The organism is Flavobacterium shii (genome assembly GCF_025847235.1).
GTDB lineage: Bacteria > Bacteroidota > Bacteroidia > Flavobacteriales > Flavobacteriaceae > Flavobacterium > Flavobacterium shii.
In genome coordinates, this window is sequence record NZ_JAOZEW010000022.1 from 82,674 (window position 1) to 103,965 (window position 21,292).

At 31.4% G+C, this 21,292-nt stretch carries 18 protein-coding genes; 11 read left to right on the forward strand and 7 right to left on the reverse strand.

Annotated elements, in window-relative coordinates:
- The first annotated feature begins 3 nt into the window (after positions 1-3).
- The 4 genes from OIU83_RS18725 (at position 4) to OIU83_RS18740 (ending at position 5,672) form a co-directional block, all read left to right on the forward strand.
- A complete protein-coding gene (locus tag OIU83_RS18725; protein WP_264207787.1) occupies positions 4-1,491 on the forward strand; it encodes a GH3 auxin-responsive promoter family protein in 1,488 nt (495 codons plus the stop codon).
- Between the two features lie 28 nt (positions 1,492-1,519).
- Positions 1,520-3,199, forward strand: a complete 1,680-nt coding sequence (locus OIU83_RS18730) for a DUF6909 family protein (protein WP_264207788.1) — start codon at positions 1,520-1,522, stop codon at positions 3,197-3,199.
- 139 nt (positions 3,200-3,338) lie between these two features.
- Positions 3,339-4,322 carry a UDP-glucuronic acid decarboxylase family protein gene (locus tag OIU83_RS18735; protein ID WP_264207789.1) on the forward strand — a complete coding sequence of 328 codons (984 nt, stop codon included), beginning with the start codon at positions 3,339-3,341 and terminating at the stop codon, positions 4,320-4,322.
- The gene (locus OIU83_RS18740; protein WP_264207790.1) at positions 4,323-5,672 is read left to right on the forward strand and encodes an exopolysaccharide biosynthesis polyprenyl glycosylphosphotransferase; all 1,350 of its coding nucleotides are present in this window, start codon (positions 4,323-4,325) and stop codon (positions 5,670-5,672) included.
- On the opposite strand, the gene OIU83_RS18745 is transcribed toward OIU83_RS18740, so the two are convergent.
- The 4 genes from OIU83_RS18745 to OIU83_RS18760 form a co-directional block, all read right to left on the reverse strand.
- Positions 5,669-6,853, reverse strand: coding sequence for a glycosyltransferase family 4 protein (locus OIU83_RS18745; RefSeq protein WP_264207791.1), 1,185 nt, complete (start codon positions 6,851-6,853; stop codon positions 5,669-5,671). The genes OIU83_RS18740 and OIU83_RS18745 overlap by 4 nt on opposite strands.
- The gene (gene wecB, locus OIU83_RS18750) at positions 6,853-7,941 is read right to left on the reverse strand and encodes a non-hydrolyzing UDP-N-acetylglucosamine 2-epimerase (RefSeq protein ID WP_264207792.1); all 1,089 of its coding nucleotides are present in this window, start codon (positions 7,939-7,941) and stop codon (positions 6,853-6,855) included. The genes OIU83_RS18745 and wecB overlap by 1 nt, the downstream gene beginning before the upstream one ends.
- 147 nt (positions 7,942-8,088) lie before the next feature.
- The gene (locus OIU83_RS18755; RefSeq protein WP_264207793.1) at positions 8,089-8,619 is read right to left on the reverse strand and encodes an ORF6N domain-containing protein; all 531 of its coding nucleotides are present in this window, start codon (positions 8,617-8,619) and stop codon (positions 8,089-8,091) included.
- Positions 8,620-8,658: 39 nt separating this feature from the next.
- Positions 8,659-9,969 (reverse strand): phenylacetate--CoA ligase family protein, encoded by a 1,311-nt coding sequence (locus OIU83_RS18760; RefSeq protein ID WP_264207794.1) that lies wholly within the window; start codon positions 9,967-9,969, stop codon positions 8,659-8,661.
- Between the two features lie 133 nt (positions 9,970-10,102).
- On the opposite strand from OIU83_RS18760, the gene purD reads away from it, so the two are divergent.
- Complete coding sequence (purD, locus tag OIU83_RS18765) at positions 10,103-11,377, forward strand: phosphoribosylamine--glycine ligase (protein WP_264207795.1); 1,275 nt, start codon at positions 10,103-10,105, stop codon at positions 11,375-11,377.
- Here the strand turns inward: purD and OIU83_RS18770 are convergent.
- Entirely contained in the window at positions 11,369-11,599 is a 231-nt protein-coding gene (locus OIU83_RS18770) for a DUF6341 family protein (protein ID WP_264207796.1), read from the reverse strand. The two genes, purD and OIU83_RS18770, sit on opposite strands and share 9 nt — an antisense overlap.
- A 143-nt stretch (positions 11,600-11,742) precedes the next feature.
- Between OIU83_RS18770 and OIU83_RS18775 the strand changes: the two genes are divergently transcribed.
- On the forward strand, positions 11,743-12,672 hold the full coding sequence (locus tag OIU83_RS18775; RefSeq protein ID WP_264207797.1) for a DUF6427 family protein: 930 nt from the start codon (positions 11,743-11,745) through the stop codon (positions 12,670-12,672).
- Here OIU83_RS18775 and upp read toward each other — a convergent pair.
- Positions 12,667-13,320 carry a uracil phosphoribosyltransferase gene (gene upp / locus OIU83_RS18780; RefSeq protein ID WP_264207798.1) on the reverse strand — a complete coding sequence of 218 codons (654 nt, stop codon included), beginning with the start codon at positions 13,318-13,320 and terminating at the stop codon, positions 12,667-12,669. The two genes, OIU83_RS18775 and upp, sit on opposite strands and share 6 nt — an antisense overlap.
- Positions 13,321-13,430: 110 nt before the next feature.
- Between upp and OIU83_RS18785 the strand changes: the two genes are divergently transcribed.
- Both OIU83_RS18785 and OIU83_RS18790 read left to right on the forward strand, forming a co-directional pair.
- Positions 13,431-14,036 carry a DUF4254 domain-containing protein gene (locus tag OIU83_RS18785; protein WP_264207799.1) on the forward strand — a complete coding sequence of 202 codons (606 nt, stop codon included), beginning with the start codon at positions 13,431-13,433 and terminating at the stop codon, positions 14,034-14,036.
- Positions 14,037-14,075: 39 nt separating this feature from the next.
- Positions 14,076-15,083: a glycosyltransferase family 9 protein gene (locus OIU83_RS18790; protein WP_264207800.1), complete on the forward strand. Its 1,008-nt coding sequence runs from the start codon at positions 14,076-14,078 to the stop codon at positions 15,081-15,083.
- Between the two features lie 109 nt (positions 15,084-15,192).
- Here OIU83_RS18790 and OIU83_RS18795 read toward each other — a convergent pair whose 3' ends face one another.
- Complete coding sequence (locus OIU83_RS18795) at positions 15,193-16,245, reverse strand: ferredoxin--NADP reductase (protein ID WP_264207801.1); 1,053 nt, start codon at positions 16,243-16,245, stop codon at positions 15,193-15,195.
- 124 nt (positions 16,246-16,369) lie between these two features.
- Here OIU83_RS18795 and OIU83_RS18800 point away from each other — a divergent pair, with 124 nt between their 5' ends.
- The 3 genes from OIU83_RS18800 to porW all read left to right on the forward strand — a co-directional run bounded on the left by OIU83_RS18800 (position 16,370) and on the right by porW (position 21,291).
- Entirely contained in the window at positions 16,370-17,833 is a 1,464-nt protein-coding gene (locus tag OIU83_RS18800; protein WP_264207802.1) for a DUF5687 family protein, read from the forward strand.
- Positions 17,834-17,892: 59 nt separating this feature from the next.
- Positions 17,893-18,588: an ABC transporter ATP-binding protein gene (locus OIU83_RS18805; RefSeq protein WP_264207803.1), complete on the forward strand. Its 696-nt coding sequence runs from the start codon at positions 17,893-17,895 to the stop codon at positions 18,586-18,588.
- A gap of 138 nt (positions 18,589-18,726) precedes the next feature.
- Complete coding sequence (porW, locus tag OIU83_RS18810) at positions 18,727-21,291, forward strand: type IX secretion system periplasmic lipoprotein PorW/SprE (RefSeq protein WP_449757789.1); 2,565 nt, start codon at positions 18,727-18,729, stop codon at positions 21,289-21,291.
- The last annotated feature ends 1 nt before the right edge of the window (position 21,292 follow it).

Consider the following 21,292-nt stretch of genomic DNA (forward strand, 5'->3'; position numbering starts at 1 on the left):
AGAATGTCTATAAAATCAGTCGCTGCAAAATTATTTGCCAGCAAAATTTATCATAATACAATGGCTTGGGCCAATAAACCGGTCGAAACCCAGATGGAAGTTTTTAAGAGTTTAATAAATGGTGCAAAAGATACTGAGTTTGGAAAAGACCATCACTTTGATAAGATAAAGACCATCCATGATTTTAAAAACTATGTACCTGTAAGAGATTACGAAGATTTAAAACCTTATATAGACAAAGTAAGATTGGGTGAGAAAGACATCCTTTGGAAAGGAAAACCGCTTTATTTTGCCAAAACATCAGGAACCACTTCGGGAGCAAAATATATTCCGCTTACCAAAGAATCAATGCCATATCATATCGAAGCATCACGAAATGCAATTTTGCATTATATTCATGAAACTGGAAATGCAGATTTTGTAGATGGTAAAATGATTTTCTTACAAGGAAGTCCTGAATTAATCGAAAAAAACGGCATCAAACTAGGTCGATTATCGGGTATTGCGGCACATTTTGTTCCAAAATACCTCCAAAAAAATCGAATGCCATCATGGGAAACCAATTGTATCGAGGATTGGGAAACCAAGATTAATGCAATTGTCGATGAAACGATAGACGAGAACATGACTATTATTTCGGGAATTCCGTCTTGGGTACAAATGTATTTTGAGCGATTGGAGGAAAAAAGCGGGAAGAAAGTAGGTGATTTATTTAAAAATTTCAATCTCTTTATTTATGGTGGAGTTAACTACGAACCATATCGCGCGAAGTTTGAAAATCTGATTGGAAGAAAAGTAGATAGTATTGAGTTGTTTCCTGCTTCGGAAGGTTTCTTTGCTTATCAAGACTCTCAAAAATCAAAAGGAATGCTTTTGTTGTTGAACTCGGGAGTTTTTTATGAGTTTATAAAAGCAGATGAGTTTTTTAGCGAAAATCCAAAACGATTAACAATAGGAGAGGTAGAGTTGGGTGTAAATTATGTCTTGATAATATCTACAAATGCCGGACTTTGGGGTTATAATATTGGAGATACCGTTCAGTTTACGTCTTTATACCCGCATCGGGTTATTGTTTCGGGAAGAATTAAGCATTATATATCTGCATTTGGAGAACATGTTATTGGTAATGAAGTTGAGAATGCAATGAGGATTGCAATGGAAAACACCAATGTTAGGATCAATGAGTTTACAGTTGCACCACAAATTAACCCAACTGAAGGATTACCATATCACGAATGGTTTGTAGAATTTGAAAATGAACCAGAAAATATGTTAACTTTCGCCGAAGCAATAGATGATGCCATGCGGAAACAAAACATTTATTACGATGATTTAATTACTGGCAATATTTTGCAAAAAGTGGTGATAACCAAAGTTACAAAAAATGGTTTTCAAGAATATATGAAATCCCAAGGGAAATTAGGAGGACAAAATAAAATCCCGCGACTGTCTAATAATAGAGATATAGCAGACGCATTAATAAAAGAATAAGACTTAAAAGTTTCAAAAAATAATTAGAATGAAAGAATCAAAAAACATTTCGAGATCAAGAGCGCAAGAATCGTCAGCTGCCATTGAAAAAATGTACATTACAATGCGCCATTTGTTTAACAGAGGTTTTTATAAACCAATGGGAATCTCGGGCGATACATTACGTGAAGCATTATTGGCTTTGCGACCAGAAATTTATGGAAATATAGCCGAAGAGAAAGTAGAACTTAACGGACTTTTATATGTTATAGAACGACTTCCGGTAGGAATTGAACAATGTCGTTTTATCAATTTAACATCAGACGAAGGATATTCTAAATCGCATTTTCAAGCAATTGTTCCTCCTAAAAGAAGAAGAAATTGTTATAGAATTGATGAGGAACAAATGAACGTGGAAATTACCCGCGGACGTTCGGATATCTACGATATTTTAACGCATTTGACGTTTATTTTCATCGAATCTCATAAAATTAGAAATAGAGTTTTACTTGATGATGCCGGTGAAGTTTCGCGTGATTGGTTAAAACTAGAACAAGCTGTAAATCAAACTAAAAAGTTACCACTTGTAGAGAAAGAAAAGGCAATTTCACACGTTGCAAACATCTTAGGAAGAACATTTGAGGATGTTCTTAATATATATGACGCTTTTGGATCGGAAACGGCTCCGGATCGATTTTTACATATCATTTATTGGTTAGGAAAATTAGCAATCGAGGAAGTTATTGAAAATAATAAGCGTACAATTACATTTAGTCCTATTTTGCGAGAGCGTTTAGGACACCATATTCACGGAGAAATCTGGGCTACGAATATCAAGGAGGTTTTAAAAGCTAATGGACTTTTGGATCGCCCTATTCATGTAATTAGTGCTAATATGCATAGTGTGATGAATTCTATCTTTGCAACACCTTTATTGAAAACTAAGTTTAAAGATAAATCTGATTTCTTTATTTATGAAGAGTTAAGTAAATCGGGAGCAACAATACGTAAAGACGTTGAAGCAATTGCATTGAAAAATGGAATGATTTCGCTATTGGATACTTCAGGAACTAATATCGATGTACAAATTTTTGATACTGCCAAGATTGATTGGGCAAAAACTGCATTTCCTAAAGCCGATTTAGGAGATAAAAAACCAGTCATTATCGTAATGGACTATGCATTTGGTGAACAAGCGTATGAAACAATTGATGAGTTATTGAAGCCTTATAAAAAAGATACACTGCTTAATGTAAAATCTGTTTCGATTATGGGGAAAGCCGGAATTCTGGAAGGTGGAAAAGGAGATATCATGATTCCTACTGCACATATAAATGAAGGAACGGCAGATAATTACTTTTTTAAGAATGAACTAACAGCAGAAATGTTTGAAGGAAATGACATTGCTGTTTTTGAAGGTGCTATGGTTACTGTGTTAGGAACATCATTACAAAATCGTGATTTATTAAAATTCTTCCATGAATCTACCTGGAGTGTTATTGGTCTGGAAATGGAAGGATCTTATTACCAAAAAGCAATTCAATCGGCATCAAAAATCAGAAAGAGTGTTCCACACGATATAAAAGTAAGATACGCTTATTATGCATCGGATAACCCACTGGAAACAGGAAGTACTTTGGCTTCGGGAGGATTGGGAACTACAGGTGTAAAACCAACATACTTGATTACTATTAAAATTTTAGAACAGATTTTCAACGTAAAACAATAGTATAAATAAGTACAAAAGTATATCAGATTCAATAAGATCAAGAAATTGATACGAATTGAATTCTGATATACTATTTTAAAGGTTTTGGTTTAAAAATTATTTTTTAAATCAATTACATTTGTGACATAGAAAAATTACCATGAAAAGAATACTTATTACTGGAGCAGCAGGGTTTTTAGGATCACACCTTTGTGACCGTTTTATAAAAGAAGGTTATTATGTAATCGGGATGGATAATCTTATTACAGGAGATTTGAAAAATATAGAACATCTATTTAAACTTGAAAACTTCGAATTTTATCATCACGATATTACAAAATTTGTACATGTTCCGGGAGAGTTAGATTATATCTTGCATTTTGCTTCACCGGCAAGCCCTATAGATTATTTAAAAATTCCAATTCAGACTTTAAAAGTTGGTTCATTGGGGACGCATAATTTATTAGGTTTAGCCAGAGTTAAAAAAGCAAGAATATTAATAGCATCAACATCCGAAGTTTATGGGGATCCATTGGTTCATCCACAAACAGAAGAGTATTATGGCAATGTAAATACGATCGGACCTCGTGGAGTATATGATGAGGCGAAACGTTTTCAGGAATCAATAACAATGGCATATCATACTTTTCACGGAGTAGAAACCAGAATTGTGCGTATTTTTAATACCTACGGACCAAGAATGCGACTTAATGACGGTCGTGTAATTCCAGCTTTTATAGGGCAGGCATTGCGTGGAGAAGATTTAACCATTTTTGGAGATGGTATGCAAACACGTTCATTTTGTTATGTAGATGATCAAGTAGAAGGTATTTTCCGTTTATTGCATTCAGATTATGTTTATCCGGTAAATATTGGAAATCCAGATGAGATTACAATAAAAGACTTTGCCGAAGAAATTATAAAACTTACAGGAACTAACCAAAAAATTGTTTACCATCCGTTACCGATTAATGATCCATTACAACGCCAGCCAGATACGACTAAGGCTAAGGAATTACTTGGTTGGGAAGCAAAAGTTAATCGTGCTGAAGGAATGAAAATTACATATGATTATTTTAGATCGCTTTCCAAAGAAGAACTTTCTAAAGAAGAGCATAAAGATTTTTCAAATTATATAAGGTAAATGCGAACAAAAACAGGAAGATATTCAGGTTATATAAGACCTTTTTCATATTTGATAGATTTAATTATCATCAATATTTTCTCAGCTTATATAATTGATTTTCCATTTAACCCAATTGTATTTCCTTTAGCTTTAAGCTTTGCCTGGATATGTATAGCGGTTCATTTAGGTTTTTATGAAGTATATCGATATACAAAAGTAATTGCAATTTTAAACTGTGCACTTAAGCAATATGTCTTATTTGGCATAGCAACATTTGCTCTTGCTTTCTTTTATTCTCAAAAAACAAGTATACCATCAATAATAGTATTTATTAGTGCTTCTTTTCTGGTAATACTTACGTTTAAATTTTCTATTTACTTTTTTTTAAAAAAGTACAGGATTCTTTTTGGTGGTAACCATAGAAGGGTAGTATTAATGGGGAACCCTAAAAGTGTTGCTCCATTGCAGCATTTTTTTACTGAAAATTTAGATTATGGTTATGAGTTAATTGAAGTATTTGATATTGAGAATGATAAGTCAAAAGTTAATCAATTAATGGATTTTGTTTTATTAAATAGGATAGATGAAATGTATTGTTCTATGTGTGATTTGTCACAAAGTCAAATGAGTGAAATTATTTGTTTTGCTGATAATAATTTAATTACACTTAAGTTTATTCCTGATGAAAAACAAATGTTTTTTAGAAATTTCACTCTGGAATATTATGATTATATACCAGTTATTGCTCTAAGAGATATTCGCTTAAATGATAAATCTACAAAGGTTATAAAACGTGTTTTTGATGTTGTTTTTTCTATTACTATTATAGTTGGAATACTTTCTTGGTTGACACCAATTTTAGGAATTTTAATAAAATTGGAATCCAAAGGGCCAATTTTTTTTAAACAAAGAAGAAACGGATTAAATAATAAAGAGTTTGATTGTTATAAGTTCAGATCAATGAACCTTAATGATACGGCACATTTGAATCAGATTTCTAAAAATGATATTCGAGTAACCAAAATTGGTAAAATAATACGGAAAACGAGTATTGATGAATTGCCACAGTTTTTTAATGTTTTAAAAAACGATATGTCAGTAGTTGGACCAAGACCACACATGGTTAGTTATACAGAGCGATATGCGATTCAGGTTAACAAATTCATGGTACGTCATTTTGTTAAACCAGGAATTACAGGATTGGCTCAAACGAGCGGCTTTCGAGGCGAAGTCGAATCGGATAAAGACATTATCAATAGAGTGAAATATGATCTTTTTTATATGGAAAACTGGTCTATTTTATTAGATATAAAAATTATTTTCATTACAATTTATAACGTGCTGAAAGGCGATGAAAAAGCATATTAAAAAACGTTTTTTTGTATTAATTTGTTCATTTGATTATCGAGATTAAAATGAATTTTCGCATGATTAAAAATTTCTTTTTTTCTTAATTGTACAGCTACTTTTCCCTCTTCGGCAATTTCGATTAAAGTAGCATTCAACTGTTCAAAGTTTTCAACAGGAGTTATCCAGCCCAAATTATTATCTTTTACAATAGATTCACCTTCTCCACCTCCAAAATAAAGTATAGGAAAGCCTAAAGCACTATATTCGAAAATCTTAGATGGCACGGAGCCATATATTCTTGTTTTTAAAGGAACAAGTGCAATATCAAAATTTCTTAATGTTTCGTGCAAAGCATCTCTTTCCAGCATTCCATGAAAGAATATTTTTTTGGTGGGATTATCAGAAAGAAATTTTTCGATTTGAGTTTTTTCGGCACCATCACCAAAAATATGTAATTCAATATCCAGATCTTCTAATTTAAGTTGTTGTATTAATTCAAAAATACCTTGAGCAACACCCAATAAACCGGCATAGAATAGTTTAATCGTTGAACCCGAATTGTTTTTAAATTCAATGTTTTCTGTATAATGATCAGGGTAATTGCGATATAAAAAACATTCTTTGTCTGGGAAAATAGTATGAATATGTGAGATAATTTCGTTGGACTGACCAAAAACAAGAGTTGTTTTTTTATAGATAAAACGTTCAAAAAACAAGGATACTTTGTGAGAAAAACTATTTTCTTTCATTACACCTAGTTCGATAGCAGCAATGGGCCAAAGATCGGAAACGTTTAAAATTATTATTTTTCGCTTAAGCGAAAGTATAAAAACCGAAATAAAAGATAATAATAAAGGAGGTGATTGAACAATTACTTTATTGGGAGTTTTCTTGAATAATAGATAAAAGAACAATGACATCGAAAAAGAAAGAGTCGAAAAAATCCGTTTTAAGATAAGATGACTATTACTTGGATAAATCCAAAGACGGTGTATAGTAATGTTTCGTTTTTTTTCGGAAACAGAAAAATGACCTTTATATTCAGGAAACAATTCGCCTTTAGGGTAATTTGGCAAAGGGCAAAGTACAGTAACAGTATAATTATTTTGATCTAATTTTAGGGCTAATTGCTCTATTCTGTTTGCTGCAGCACCTTTTTCTGGCGGATAATAATTTGATATAATTAAAATGTTGCTCATTATTTTTTATCTAATAAAATAGAAATAATACGTTCCGAAGCTTTTCCATCCCATAATTCCGGAATGCCAGATTTTTTACCTCCATTTTCTAAAAATAAATTAAATATCTTTTTTAGATTTTCGAAAGAAGTTCCCACAATTGTATTTGTCCCAATAGTTTCTGTTTCAGGTCTTTCGGTATTATCACGCATGGTAAAACAAGGAACTCCCATAACGGTAGTTTCTTCAGAAATTCCACCACTATCGGTAATTACTGCAAAACTATTTTTAATTAAGAACATAAAATTTAGATATCCTTGAGGGGAAACAAAAACGATATTCTTAAAAGCCAAATCGGTTTCTTTTAAAATTGCTTTAGTTCTGGGATGAATAGGAAATATAATTTTTTTATCTACAACCATATTATCAATACCTCGAAGTAAGTGTAAAAGAGAGTTTTCTTCATCTACATTTGCTGGGCGATGTAATGTTAGGATAATATAATTTTTTTCTTTTAAATCATATTCATTCCAGAAATCGGGAGCAGAAATTCTATCTAGATTTTGATATAAAGTATCAATCATAACATTTCCAACAAAATGAATATTACTTGATTTTGCACCAAATTTCAGTAAGTTTTCTGATGCTGATGTTGAAGTCGTGAAGAAATAATCGGTAATACTATCAGTTACCATTCGGTTAATTTCTTCGGGCATTGTTAAATCTCCGGAGCGAATTCCTGCTTCAACATGAGCTACTTTTGTATTGCATTTTTTAGCAACAATTGCACAAGCCATAGTAGAATTTACATCGCCAACAACCAAAACTAAATCGGATGGGTTTTGTATTAATTCTTTTTCAAAAGCAACCATAATGGCGCCTGTTTGTTCGGCTTGGGTACCACTTTTTACTTCTAAATTTATATCTGGTTGTGGAATATTTAATTCTTCAAAGAATGTTTCACTAAGGTTTTTATCATAATGCTGACCTGTATGTACTAATCGGAATGAAATGATAAACCCTTCATTTTGCTTTTTCTTGATAGCATTAATGATGGGAGCTATTTTTATAAAATTGGGTCTTGCACCAGCAATTATAGTAATCTTCATAGATTGGTTTTGATTAATTAAGGATATAACTGCTTTAATTTTTTTAGATTAGTTTTTAAAAACTTTCTTTTGGCAAAAGTAAAATTTAAATTAGATTCTAGATTGGAATATTTTTTTTGAATTTGACCAAATGTAATTAAGCATAGTTTATTTTTTATATCCAATTTTTATTCTCTCAGTTTCTTTATCTTTTTTTTCTGTTAGCTCATCCAAATAAGAAAAAACTAATTCTATATTTTTATCGTGATTTTCTAATTTCTTTTGAATATGTAGAATATCTATTTTCATTTCTGTCGTGTCCAAAAGCATTTCTCTCACTTTTGTAAAAATACGCATGATTTGAATATTGGTTTGAATCGCTTTATCACTTTTCAATACACTTGATAACATCAAAACTCCATGCTCAGTGAAAACAAAAGGTAAATACTTTTGATGTCCACCTCTTCCATTCTTTAAGGTCGCAAATTGCGACCTTAAAGAATGATACTCAATTTCAGTAAGTTGAAACATAAAATCTTCTAGAAATCTAGATGTATTCCTTTTCACTTGTTCGTTTAATCTCTTGGTTTCGACTCCATAAAGCATTGCTAAATCACTATCAAACATTATTTTTTGATTGCGAATAAAGTATATTTTGCTAGAAATAGTTTCTTCTGAAAGTAATGATTGATCGTCCATAAGTTTTTAATTTAAAACAAATGTAAGATTTTATTTATATTAAATATAAGACTTAAACTGTTTAAGTTTTCCGCGATTGGTTCTTTCTAAAAGCGTTTTTCGTATAAAATTAAATTTCAAATTTGGCTCTAAATATAAAGCAGTTGCAGCTTCTATTTTCTTAATCTGATCTTGATTTAATTCAATTTCACTAACATATTCTATCTCAAAAGAATCTATTTTGGTTTGTTTGATGATAAACTCTTTTACGTTTCCGTCGTCTTCAATGATGCTTTTGGTAACATAATAAAAGGTCAATCCAGGTGATTTTTTCCCACTTGGTAATAAGGCCACATCATTGGTTCTTCCAGTTAATTGTTTAAGAATAGGCTTTTGCAATGTACTTTTTTCGTCCAGAATTCCTATATCACCTATATCATATCTAATAAAAGGGTGTGCTTTGTTATACAACGACGTGATTACAATTCGACCTTCAATGCCATTTGGAACTGGTTGATTGTCATCATCCAGAATTTCAACAAAAAGAGTTTCGGCATTTACTTGCCATTCTCCTTCTGGATTTTCAAAAGCAATTAAATCAAGTTCAGAGGCACCGTATTCATTTACAATTGGTATCCCAAATTGTTTCTTTAAAAGTATTTTATCGCTTTCGAAAAGCATTTCGGATGTTACGATACATACTCTTAAACTTGGGCACACATCTTTTAATACAATATTCTTTTTTTCTAAAAACTTAGCAAACAAAACAATAGAACTTGTATATCCGTTGAGATAATCAAATTTTTTGGTTTTGAATTTTTCTAAAAATTTTTCTAAAATAGCATCAGATAAATTAAAAACAGGAAATCGTAAACGATTGCCTAAAAAATCTTTAAATCGTTCTTTCGTGTTTCCAATAAAATCCATAGGAATACCATAAAATCGTGCTTGATAAGAAGTATTAAAATCAACTCCATGCCAACCAAATCGTATAATATTTGAACTCCAGGTTAAGGCATGACAATATTTATCTTTGGCAAAAACAAAAGGAGTTCCGCTTGATCCAGAGGTTTTGTTGAGGTAAACGTTTTTGATGGAATACCCTTTGGATAGTCTCTCAGAAAGAGATTTTTGTAAATTTTGCTTGTTTAAAATAGGTAAATCATTCCAGTTTTTGGAATTTTCAGAACCAACTAATGCTGCATAAAAAGCATTGTTTTGTAAATGAAAACCAACTATTTCTTCTTTTTTATTCTGAATGAATTGGGCATGTTCTTCTTCAGAAAACAGAATAATGGTATCCAATTCGGCTTTAGCTTCCTTAATTGGAAACCCATTTATAAAAAGAGAAAGATCAAAAAGTCGAAGCATTTAAAGGATAAATTTCATCAAAAATAATATTTACGAACAACTAAAGACCAAGAACCAACAACTTTTTAAAAATTAATTCTGTTTTAAGGTTAAAAGCAATTATTTTTGCACCACAACTAAATACAACTATACAATGACAATTTTACTATTGGGTTCAGGAGGAAGAGAGCATGCATTTGCATGGAAAATGATTCAAAGTCCGCTTTGCGAGAAACTTTTTGTTGCACCAGGAAATGCTGGAACAGCTGGTATTGCTCACAATGTGAATATTAGCCCAACAGATTTTGAAGCTGTAAAAGCTTTAGTAATTGAGGAGAATATAGGTATGGTCGTTGTTGGACCCGAAGATCCATTGGTAAAAGGGATTTATGATTATTTTAAAAATGACGAAAGTTTAAAACATATTCCAGTTATTGGACCATCAAAATTAGGAGCACAACTTGAAGGAAGTAAAGAGTTTGCCAAAGAATTCTTGATGAAACATAATATTCCAACAGCTGCTTATGATAGTTTTACTGCCGAAACAGTAGAAAAGGGATGTGCGTTTCTAGAAACATTGCAACCTCCTTATGTTTTAAAAGCAGATGGATTAGCAGCAGGAAAAGGAGTTTTGATTATTCAGGATCTTGAAGAAGCAAAAACTGAATTAAGAAATATGCTGGTTCACGAAAAATTTGGTGCAGCAAGTTCTAAAGTTGTTATAGAAGAATTCCTTGACGGAATTGAACTTAGCTGTTTTGTATTAACAGATGGTAAAAGTTATAAAATCCTACCAACTGCCAAAGATTACAAACGTATTGGTGAAGGTGATACAGGATTAAATACAGGCGGAATGGGAGCTGTTTCTCCAGTTCCTTACGTTGATGCTGTTTTGATGGAAAAAATCGAAACTCGTATTGTCAAACCAACAATCGAAGGTTTTCAAAAAGATGGAATCGAATATAAAGGTTTTGTATTTATTGGATTGATAAATGTAAAAAACGAACCAATTGTAATAGAATACAATGTAAGAATGGGAGATCCGGAGACAGAAGTTGTGGTTCCGAGATTAAAAACAGATTTAGTAGAACTGTTTTTGGCGGTTGCCAATGAAAAACTAGATACAATTTCTCTTGAGGTAGATCCAAGAAGTGCTACAACGATTATGGTTGTTTCGGGAGGTTACCCTGAGGATTTTGAAAAGGGAAAAGTAATTTCAGGATTAGAAAATATTTCAGATTCTATTGTTTTCCATGCAGGAACAAAGTTGGATAACGGAAACATCCTAAGTAATGGAGGTAGAGTTTTAACGGTTACTTCGTATGGAGATAATTTCCAAGAGGCCATAAAAAAATCTTATCAAAACATAGACAAGCTAAATTTTGATAAGATGTATTTTAGAAAAGATATTGGCTTCGACTTACTTTAAGAAAGAGTGAGCCGTTGTATCTTGGTTTTCTGTTCCCTGTGCATCGAAAATGCGTAATTGTTTAATCCAATATACCATTGCAGATGCGCAGATGATCATAAAAATCCAGTTAATTGTATTAGCACCAAACCATGATACAAGTTCTAATGAACGTAAAAAATCAAGTGGAGCAAATAAAATGTTTACGAATAAGTACTGTATTCCTTCAAAAAAAGTTGTCATAATTTATAAAATTATTTTGTTATTTATTGTTTTGTAACGCATTGAAGTTATAAATCCCGATATTCAGAATCTTTATTTCAAGTTGTTGGTTTCCTTTTTAAACAAGTATTATATTTACAGTCACAAAAGTATAAAATATCCTTATGATAACAAGTGTTTTTAAAAAATCTACACCATTAAATTATTCTTTGGTCGTAATTTTAATGCTGGTTTTCTTTTTCATCTCTCAATTTCAAGATATTTCTTGGGCAAAATCACTTATTTCTGTTTCAGAAAAAATAAGTCTATTGATAGTTGCATTGGGATCAATGTTGATAACAAATTTTGTTGTCAAGAAAAACGGACTCAGTAAAGACAATGGCTACACGATATTTTTTTACTTATTGTTGTCGTTGTTTTTTCCTTCGGCTTTAAATAATCCGAATATTTTATTGGCCAATTTTTTTGTGCTACTAGCACTGCGTAGGTTGTTATCATTGCAATCTCTAAAGGCGTCCAAAGAAAAAATATTCGATGCTTCTTTATGGATATTATTGGCTTCGTTATTCCACTTTTGGTGTATTTTGTTCATGATATTGGTATTTATATCAATTGTTTTTCACGTAGCCAGAGATTATAGAAACTGGATTTTACCATTTATTGCCCTTTTTGCAATTGCCACACTTTTTTTATTAGTGTCATTATTATTTAATATTGATGTAATCGCCTTTTTCCAAAACCGTGCTTATGTAGATTTTAGAATCAATTATTTTACTAATAATTACCAAAACGGAGCTTTGTCTATTTATGTAGCGGTTGCATTATTTTTTGTGTCTTCATTGTTACTAACTTTATCAAACAGACCATTATTACTACATTCTTCGTATAAAAAGATTGTAGCTTATTTCTTTATAGGAGTTATCATTTATATAATTTCTCCAAATAAAAGCAATGATCTGTTATTGTTTACAGTTGCGCCTTTGGCAATTATGGGAACAAGTCACATTGAATTTACACAACAGAAACTAAATAATGAAATTGTATTTGGTGTTTTGATTTTGTGTAGTCTATTTACTTTTTTCTCTCAATTATAATTTATTTCCATAGGCTAAGTCTCCTGCATCACCTAATCCTGGAACGATATAATTTTTTTCATTTAAGTTATTATCCAAGGCAGCAATCCATAAATGACAAGAATCCGGAAGATGTTTCTCCAGATACGCAACACCTTCTGGGGCCGCAATTACAACAGCCAGATGAATTTCTTTTGGTACACCATTCTGTATTAATTTTTCATACACCGCTACAATAGATTGACCTGTTGCAAGCATTGGATCTATTAATAAAAGAGTTTTATTATTGATATTGGTTAATGCTTGATATTCGACCAAAATAACAAATTCTGCATCATCATTAGGATGATGTCTGCAAGCAGAAACAAAACCATTTTCGGCTTCATCGAAGTAATTTAAAAAACCGATATGCAAAGGTAATCCAGCTCTTAGTATAGAGCATAGAACAAGTTTATCATCTATTTGGGTAGTATTCTTGGTACCAAGAGGTGTTTCTATTTCAATGTTTTTATAGGATAGATCTTTGCTTATCTCATACGCCATAATTTCACCAATGCGTTCAATATTTCTTCGAAAACGCATGCTGTCATTTTGAACGTTTATATTTCGTATCTGACCTAAAAAGTGGTTTAATACGCTATTATTTTCGGATAAATAATGGATTTGCATGATGGTATTTTTAAATTTATTTTGAAGCTATTTGTTATAAATAGATTTATGATTTGATATTTTTTTATAAAAGTATAAAAAGTATCTTTGTATCTATAAAATTTAAAGACATGTTTTCAAAATTAGCATATTCTGTATTCGAACAAAGTATCAAAGATTATCATAAATTTGATAATGTTGATCAGCCAATAAACAATCCATATCCTAAAGATAAATTTGAACATTTATTGTATTTAAAAAACTGGATTGATACTGTGCAATGGCATTTTGAAGATATTATTCGTGATCCGAATATTGACCCAGTTGCTGCACTTACATTAAAAAGAAGAATTGATGCATCAAATCAGGAACGTACTGATATGGTGGAATATATTGATAGCTATTTTTTACAAAAATACAGTAATGTAAAAGTAAAAGACGGTGCAAAAATTAACTCAGAAAGTCCTGCATGGGCGTTTGACAGATTATCTATTCTAGCTTTAAAAATTTACCATATGAATGAAGAAGCTACTCGTGCAGAGGCTACTCAAGAACATAGAGATAAATGTCAGGAAAAACTAAATATACTTTTAGAACAAAGAAGCGATTTGTCTACGGCAATTGATGATTTGTTAACAGACATCGAAAACGGAGATAAATTCATGAAAGTGTACAAACAAATGAAAATGTACAACGACGATGATTTGAATCCTGTTTTATACCAAAACAAAAAATAATTGGCAGAATTGTCCAATACAATTAAGCATATAGCCGTCATGAGACTCTCCGCAATGGGAGATGTTGCCATGACGGTTCCGGTTTTACGCACTTTTGTAAAACAGTATCCAGAGGTAAAATTAACTGTAATTTCCCGCCCTTTCTTTAAACCATTTTTTGATGGAATTCCTAATTTAACTTTCTTTGTTTTTGATGATAAAGAACGTCATAAAGGATTTCTGGGATTAGTGCGTTTATATAAAGATTTAAAAAAGCTTCATATTGATGCTTTTGCAGATTTACACAATGTTTTACGCTCTAAAATAGTTCGAACTTTTTTCGCTTTAAGCGGAAAAAAAACTGCTTTTGTTGATAAAGCCCGAGAAGAGAAAAAGGCATTAATGCGTGCAGAGAATAAAATCTTCAAGCCATTGCCTACTATGTTTGAACGACACAAAAAAGTGTTTGAAGAACTAGGATTTCCATTGGATTTATCCAATCCTGTTTTCCCTACAAAATCAATTCTAAGTCAGGAAATAGTTGATTTAATTGGAGATAAATATCAAAAATTAATAGGTATTGCTCCTTTTGCACAATATGAATCCAAGGTATACCCTCTAGATTTGATGCAGGAAGTAATAGCAAAACTAGCTGAAAATAAAAATTATACAATTTTGCTTTTTGGTGGAGGAAAAAAAGAGATCGAAATTCTGGATTCACTTTCCAAACCTTATGAAAACGTTGTTAATATGGCTGGAAAAATTAAGTTTCAGCAGGAATTACAACTTATTAGTAATCTTGATGTAATGCTTTCTATGGACTCTGGTAATGCTCATATTGCAGCAATGCTAGGCGTAAAAGTAATTTCTCTTTGGGGAGCAACACATCCTTACGCAGGATTCTTACCATTTAATCAAAAACTAGAAGATGCACTGACATCAGACAGAACTAAGTTTCCTTTATTGCCAACATCGGTTTATGGAAATAAAATAGTTCCTGGTTATGAAGATGTAATGCGAACAATTTCACCAGAGAGAATAGTTTCTAGTATTCAGTCGCAGTTGTAATAATTCAGTATTCAGTTACAGTTACATAAAAAAAGAGTTTGCATTGCAAACTCTTTTTTATGGATTTATATTTTATATTCAATATATGTCTGAAAACTGTAACTAAATACTAAACATCATCGTAATCTACATAAATAGACTCCGATGTTGGATGCGCTTGGCAAGTAAGAATTAATCCGTCGGCTATTTCTTTATCGGTTAGGATTGAGTTCTTTTTCATCTCGGCAGTACCTGAAGTTACACGAGCAAGACAGCTGCTACAAATTCCACCTTGACAAGAATAAGGAGCATCGATTCCTTGTTTTAAAGCTGCATCAAGGATAGTTTGTTTTTGAGACATTTCGAAAGAAACTTCTTCGTCATCAACTAAAACAGTAATTTTTGAATGTCCTTCTAAAGACGTATCGATTTTATTTTCTTGTGTAGAAGAAGTAAACAACTCAAACTTTATAGCCGATTCTCTAACATTTTTTTCTTTTAAGATTCCCGAAACAGTATTAATCATTTCTTCGGGACCGCATAAATAGAATTTATCAAACTCTAATTCTTTGTGTTTGTTATTCAATACATAATTCACAGCCGATTTATCAATTCGACCAAATAATGCATTTTCTGCTTTAGCTTGACTAAAAACATAATGTACAAATAAACGCCCTACATATTGCAATTGTAAATCGTGTAATTCTTGGTGAAAAATAGTGTCTTCGACAGTTTTGTTTCCGTAAACCAATACAAATGAACTTTTTGGTTCACTTTTTAAAACCGATTTTAAGATTGAAAGTACTGGAGTGATTCCGCTTCCAGCAACAAATGCAGCGTAGTTTTTTTGTTTTTCCGGTTCAGGCTCAAATGTAAATTTACCTTCTGGTTTGCCTACTTCAAGAACATCTCCAGCTTTTAATTTTGTAGTTGCAAATTGCGAAAAAACACCATTTTTTACAGCTTTTACAGCAATGCGTAATTCACCACTTTCTGGAGAGGAACAAATAGAATAAGCGCGACGAAGTTCTTTATTGTCTAGCGTTAATCGTAAATTAATGTATTGTCCTGCTATGAAATTATAGTTTGATTTTAGTTCTTCTGGAACATTAAAAAGTATTGAAACCGCAGACGCAGTTTCGCGTTTTACTTCTTTTATTATGAGTTTTAGGAATGAAGGCATGATATTATTTTTTTGCAAAAGTAGCAAACAGCTATTAAATGATAGGTATTAAAGAGTAATATTTTATTTTGTTTGTAACGTTTTCCTACATTTACATACTTACTAGCTAACTAAACCCTAAAAAATGATTAAAAAATTTATTTATCTCGAATGGAAATCCTTTTCAAGATCGGCATCTTTTGGTGTTAATGTAGCATTGAAAATCGTAATAGCATTTTTGGTGGCTTATTTTGCTGTTGTTTTTATAGCACTTGGAGTAGGTGTTTTTTATCTTCTCAAAGACATGAATTTGGATCCCTTGCTTTCTATAAATAAATTCTTGCTTTATTATTTCCTGTTCGATTTGGTAATTCGACTTTTAATGCAAGCTATCCCTGTGCTTAATATAAAGCCGCTATTAACATTGGCAATCCAAAAGAAAACCATTGTTCATTTTTCAGTTGGTAAAACAGCCTTATCTTTTTTCAATATCATTCATGCTTTCTTTTTTATTCCTTTTGCAATAATATTATTAATAGAAGGTTATGATATAATAGGTGTTATATTTTGGCTTTCGGCCATTGTTTCATTAATTTATATCAATAATTTTTTGAATATTTTATTAAGTAACATTGATAAATTGTTTGTTATTTTTCTTGGAATTATTGCTGTATTAGGAGGTTTACAGTATTACAATTTCTTTAATATTACGAATTATACCGTTCTGTTTTTCAATGGACTTTATAACATGAAGGGACTTTTTCTTGTCCCGGTTTTGGTTTTGATTGGATTGTATTATGTGGCTTTTAAATATTTTAAAAACAACTTATACCTAGATGCAGGACTTTCGGACAAACATGATATTGCTGCAACCGAAAATCTTACATGGCTTAATCAATTTGGGACTTTAGGAACTTTCCTAAAAAACGATATTAAACTTATAAAAAGAAATAAAAGATCTAAGATGACTATTATTATGAGTCTTTTCTTTTTGCTTTATGGATTACTGTTTTTTAGTGCAAACACACATCAGCAACCAGTAATGCAAATTTTAGCTGGAATTTTTGTTTCGGGTGGATTTCTCTTTACTTTCGGACAATTTGTACCAAGCTGGGACAGTTCGTATTACCAACTTATGATGACACAAAATATTCCATACAAAGGATACATTACTTCCAAGTGGTGGCTAATTGTTATTGCTACAGTTGTATCGACTATCATTGCATCATTTTATCTTTATTTTGGATGGAAAGTTTACCTAACAATTGTTGTTGGGGCGATTTATAATATTGGAGTCAATTCACATTTAGTGCTTTTGGGAGGTGCATTTACAAAAACGCCAATTGATTTAACTTCTACAAGTGGAGCTTTTGGAGATAAAAAGGCATTTAATGTAAATGCAATGTTGCTTACGTTGCCTAAAATGTTGTTACCGTTAGGATTATACTGGATTGGGATTAGGCTCGGAAATCCAAATATAGGATTAGCATTAGTTGCTCTTGCAGGAATAATTGGTTTTGCTTTTAAGGATAAAGTCTTTTTGCTAATCGAAAAAAGATATAAAATCGAAAAATATTCAACCATAAGTGCTTATAAACAAAAGAATTAATTTATTAAATAATTAACTTCAATTGATGTAATCTAAAATCAACAATCTAAAATTAGGCCATGATACAAGTAAGTAAACTTTCAAAAACATATAACGGGACAACAGTTTTAAAAATAGATAATCTTGAAATCCCAAAAGGACAAAGTTTTGGATTAGTAGGTAATAATGGAGCAGGGAAAACTACTTTTTTTAGTTTATTATTGGATTTGATCCAGCCATCAACAGGAAATATCACCACAAATACGATTCAGGTAAACAATGACGAAAGTTGGAAATCGTTTACAGGTTCTTTTTTAGATGAAAGTTTTTTGATAGGATATTTAACTCCCGAAGAGTATTTTTATTTTGTAGGAGATTTACGCGGACAAAATAAAGCGGATATTGATGCCTTATTATTAAAACATGAAGAATTTTTTAATGGAGAAATTCTTAAAAATAAAAAGTATTTACGTGATTTATCCAAAGGGAATCAAAAAAAGGTAGGAATTATAGCTACACTTATTGGTAATCCCGAAGTGATTGTTTTAGATGAGCCTTTTGCAAATTTAGACCCGACAACTGTAAGCAGATTAAAAAAAATAATCAAAGAACTATCTGATAATAAGTTGGTTACTGTTTTGGTTTCTAGCCATGACTTGCAGCATACGGTAGAAGTTTGCGATAGAATTGTGGCTTTAAATAAGGGTGAAATTGTAAAAGATATAGAAACTTCGAGAGAAACACTTCAAGAGCTCGAGGCGTTTTTTGCAGTTTAAATATAAATATGTCAAAAAGAAGCGTATTTTTACCAGTCATTATACTAAAAAGCTTTTTTAGATGTTAAATGATAAAAATGTTTCCCATTGAAAAACAATCGCCTTAAATACATTTTTCCGGTCTTATTTATTTCCCTTTTGATAGCTTGTTCTACCAAAAAGGATACTTTTTTAGCAAGAAATTCTCACGCTTTGAGTACAAAATATAACATTTTGTATAACGGACAACTTGGTTTTGATAAAGGGATGAAAGCTATAGAAGCTACTTATACAGATAATTTTTGGAAATTATTGCCTGTAGAAAGAATGCAAATAGACGAAAGTTCATCAGATACAAAAACTAAAAATCCTGATTTTCAACTTGCCGAGACTAAAGCTACCAAAGCGATTCAGAAACATTCGATGAATATCGGTGGTCGAGAGAAAAATAGTCAAATCGATGAAGCATATTTAATGCTTGGTCAGGCACGATATTATGATCAGCGATTTCTACCTGCACTAGATGCTTTTAATTATATTTTATACAAATACCCAACAAGCAGTAATATTAACACAGCCAGAATTTGGCGTGAGAAAACCAATATGCGTTTAGGTAACGATGAATTGGTTATAAAAAACATTTATAAAATTTTAAAAGGGGTTAAAGTTAAAAAGCAAGTATATGCCGATGCACATGCTTTATTGGCAGAAGCCTTTATTAATTTAGAAGAAAAGGACAGCGCGATTACGAAACTTAAAGTAGCGGAGCAGTTTACCAAAAAAAATCCAGAACGTGCCAGATATCGTTTTATTCTAGGACAATTATATCAGGAAACATCCAAAAGAGATAGCGCACTTTATTTTTATCAATCAGTAATTGATATGAATAGGAGATCCGAGCGAAAATACGTAATACACGCTTACGCAAAAAAAGCACAGTTATTTGATTATCAAAACGGAGACAGCGAATTATTTGTAAAAACATACAATAAATTAGTTGCGGATAGAGAAAATAGACCATTCTTGGATGTGATATATTATGAAATGGGAGTTTTCTATGATAAAAAACAGGATCAGGAAACAGCATTAAAATTTTATAATTCCTCTTTAAAAAGAAAATCCAAAGATCCCTATTTGATGGCATCAGCTTATAGAAATATAGGGAATATGTATTTTAAGAAAGCTAGTTATACATTGGCAGCAAAATACTATGATAGTACTTTGGTGAAAATGGAACCAAAGACCAGAGAATATGTATACATCCAGAAAACGAGAAAAAACTTGGATGATGTAATAAAATATGAAGGAATTGCAAAACGTAATGATAGTATTATAACAGTTGTTGGACTTCCGGATTCGGCTCGAATAAAATATTTTGGGGATTATATTGCAAAGCTAAAAACGGCAGATGAAGCGAAACGTATTTTAGAAGAAAAGAAAAAAGAGAAGATGGCTATTATAGAGCGCAACTCTAATGCTAGTGGATTGGAAACATTAAATGTACCTGGCGCACTACCTGGAAGCCCTGATAAAACTGGGGTTCCTGCACCACCAACAGGAAAAGAGACTGCCAGTGTTTTTTATTTTTACAATCCATCTACAGTTGCTTACGGAAAACTACAGTTTAAGAAATTATGGGGTAATAGAATTGTAAGTGGCAATTGGAGATTATCAAATAATAAATCCAATACATCATCAGATGATGATAAATCGACCGATGTTGTAGCAAATGATACTATTAAAAAAGAGGTAATAGTTGAAAAATATACCACAGATTTTTACGTAAAACAACTTCCAAAAAATAAACAGGCAGTAGACAGTATTGTAGAAGAACGTAATTTTTCATACTATCAGTTAGGGCTTATTTATAAAGAGAAGTTCAAAGAATATGATTTGGCCAGTAATAAGTTAGAGCAATTATTGCGTAATAATCCCGAAGAAAAATTGATTTTACCATCAATGTATAACCTGTATAAAATTTATGAGATTACAAATCCTGCGAAAGCAGCAGCGATGAAAAATGAAATTTCTACTCGTTATCCAACTTCACGTTATGCACAAATTATAAACAATAATGGCCTAGATGAAGAGTCGGCTAGTAAAACACCAGATAAAGAATACCAGAAGTGGTATAAACTATTTCAGGAAGGACAATATGCAGAAATGTTAAGTAATATTGATAATCTTATCAATCAATATTCCGGAGAAGAAATTGTATCTAAGTTTGAATTGTTAAAAGCAAACACATTAGGAAAAACTAAAGGATTGGTTGCTTACAAAAAAGCAATTGAGAATGTAGCCGAAAATTATCCAAATACAGAGGAAGGTAAAAAAGCGCAGGATATATTAACGAATCAGATTCCGTTTTTGGAGAAACGTGTGTTCACAAGTACAGATACAAAAAATTGGAAGATTCTATATAAAATTGGCATTAAAGACGAAAAAGCAAGAAAAATAATTGAGGATAATATTAAAAAATTCCTTGCTGACGAAAACTTCCAGAAACTTACAATTTCTTTTGATAAATATGACATAGACTCTGGATTTGTTACCATACATGGTATAAAATCAGAAATTTATGCAAATGATGTTGCCAAAATATTAAAAGAGAATAAAAAATATAATTTGGTAGAATATCCAGCAATAATAATATCCAGTGAAAATTATAGTATAGTACAAATCAATAAAAATTTAGAAGCCTATCTAGCTCCTAAAACCCCTTAAC

Bases quoted from the DNA above. Each gene is read 5' to 3' on its own strand.
- OIU83_RS18725 (WP_264207787.1), top strand. From the start codon at position 4: ATGTCTATAAAATCAGTCGCTGCAAAATTATTTGCCAGCAAAATTTAT.
- OIU83_RS18730 (WP_264207788.1), top strand. From the start codon at position 1,520: ATGAAAGAATCAAAAAACATTTCGAGATCAAGAGCGCAAGAATCGTCA.
- OIU83_RS18735 (WP_264207789.1), top strand. From the start codon at position 3,339: ATGAAAAGAATACTTATTACTGGAGCAGCAGGGTTTTTAGGATCACAC.
- OIU83_RS18740 (WP_264207790.1), top strand. From the start codon at position 4,323: ATGCGAACAAAAACAGGAAGATATTCAGGTTATATAAGACCTTTTTCA.
- OIU83_RS18745 (WP_264207791.1), bottom strand. From the start codon at position 6,853: ATGAGCAACATTTTAATTATATCAAATTATTATCCGCCAGAAAAAGGT.
- wecB (WP_264207792.1), bottom strand. From the start codon at position 7,941: ATGAAGATTACTATAATTGCTGGTGCAAGACCCAATTTTATAAAAATA.
- OIU83_RS18755 (WP_264207793.1), bottom strand. From the start codon at position 8,619: ATGGACGATCAATCATTACTTTCAGAAGAAACTATTTCTAGCAAAATA.
- OIU83_RS18760 (WP_264207794.1), bottom strand. From the start codon at position 9,969: ATGCTTCGACTTTTTGATCTTTCTCTTTTTATAAATGGGTTTCCAATT.
- purD (WP_264207795.1), top strand. From the start codon at position 10,103: ATGACAATTTTACTATTGGGTTCAGGAGGAAGAGAGCATGCATTTGCA.
- OIU83_RS18770 (WP_264207796.1), bottom strand. From the start codon at position 11,599: ATGACAACTTTTTTTGAAGGAATACAGTACTTATTCGTAAACATTTTA.
- OIU83_RS18775 (WP_264207797.1), top strand. From the start codon at position 11,743: ATGATAACAAGTGTTTTTAAAAAATCTACACCATTAAATTATTCTTTG.
- upp (WP_264207798.1), bottom strand. From the start codon at position 13,320: ATGCAAATCCATTATTTATCCGAAAATAATAGCGTATTAAACCACTTT.
- OIU83_RS18785 (WP_264207799.1), top strand. From the start codon at position 13,431: ATGTTTTCAAAATTAGCATATTCTGTATTCGAACAAAGTATCAAAGAT.
- OIU83_RS18790 (WP_264207800.1), top strand. From the start codon at position 14,076: ATGAGACTCTCCGCAATGGGAGATGTTGCCATGACGGTTCCGGTTTTA.
- OIU83_RS18795 (WP_264207801.1), bottom strand. From the start codon at position 16,245: ATGCCTTCATTCCTAAAACTCATAATAAAAGAAGTAAAACGCGAAACT.
- OIU83_RS18800 (WP_264207802.1), top strand. From the start codon at position 16,370: ATGATTAAAAAATTTATTTATCTCGAATGGAAATCCTTTTCAAGATCG.
- OIU83_RS18805 (WP_264207803.1), top strand. From the start codon at position 17,893: ATGATACAAGTAAGTAAACTTTCAAAAACATATAACGGGACAACAGTT.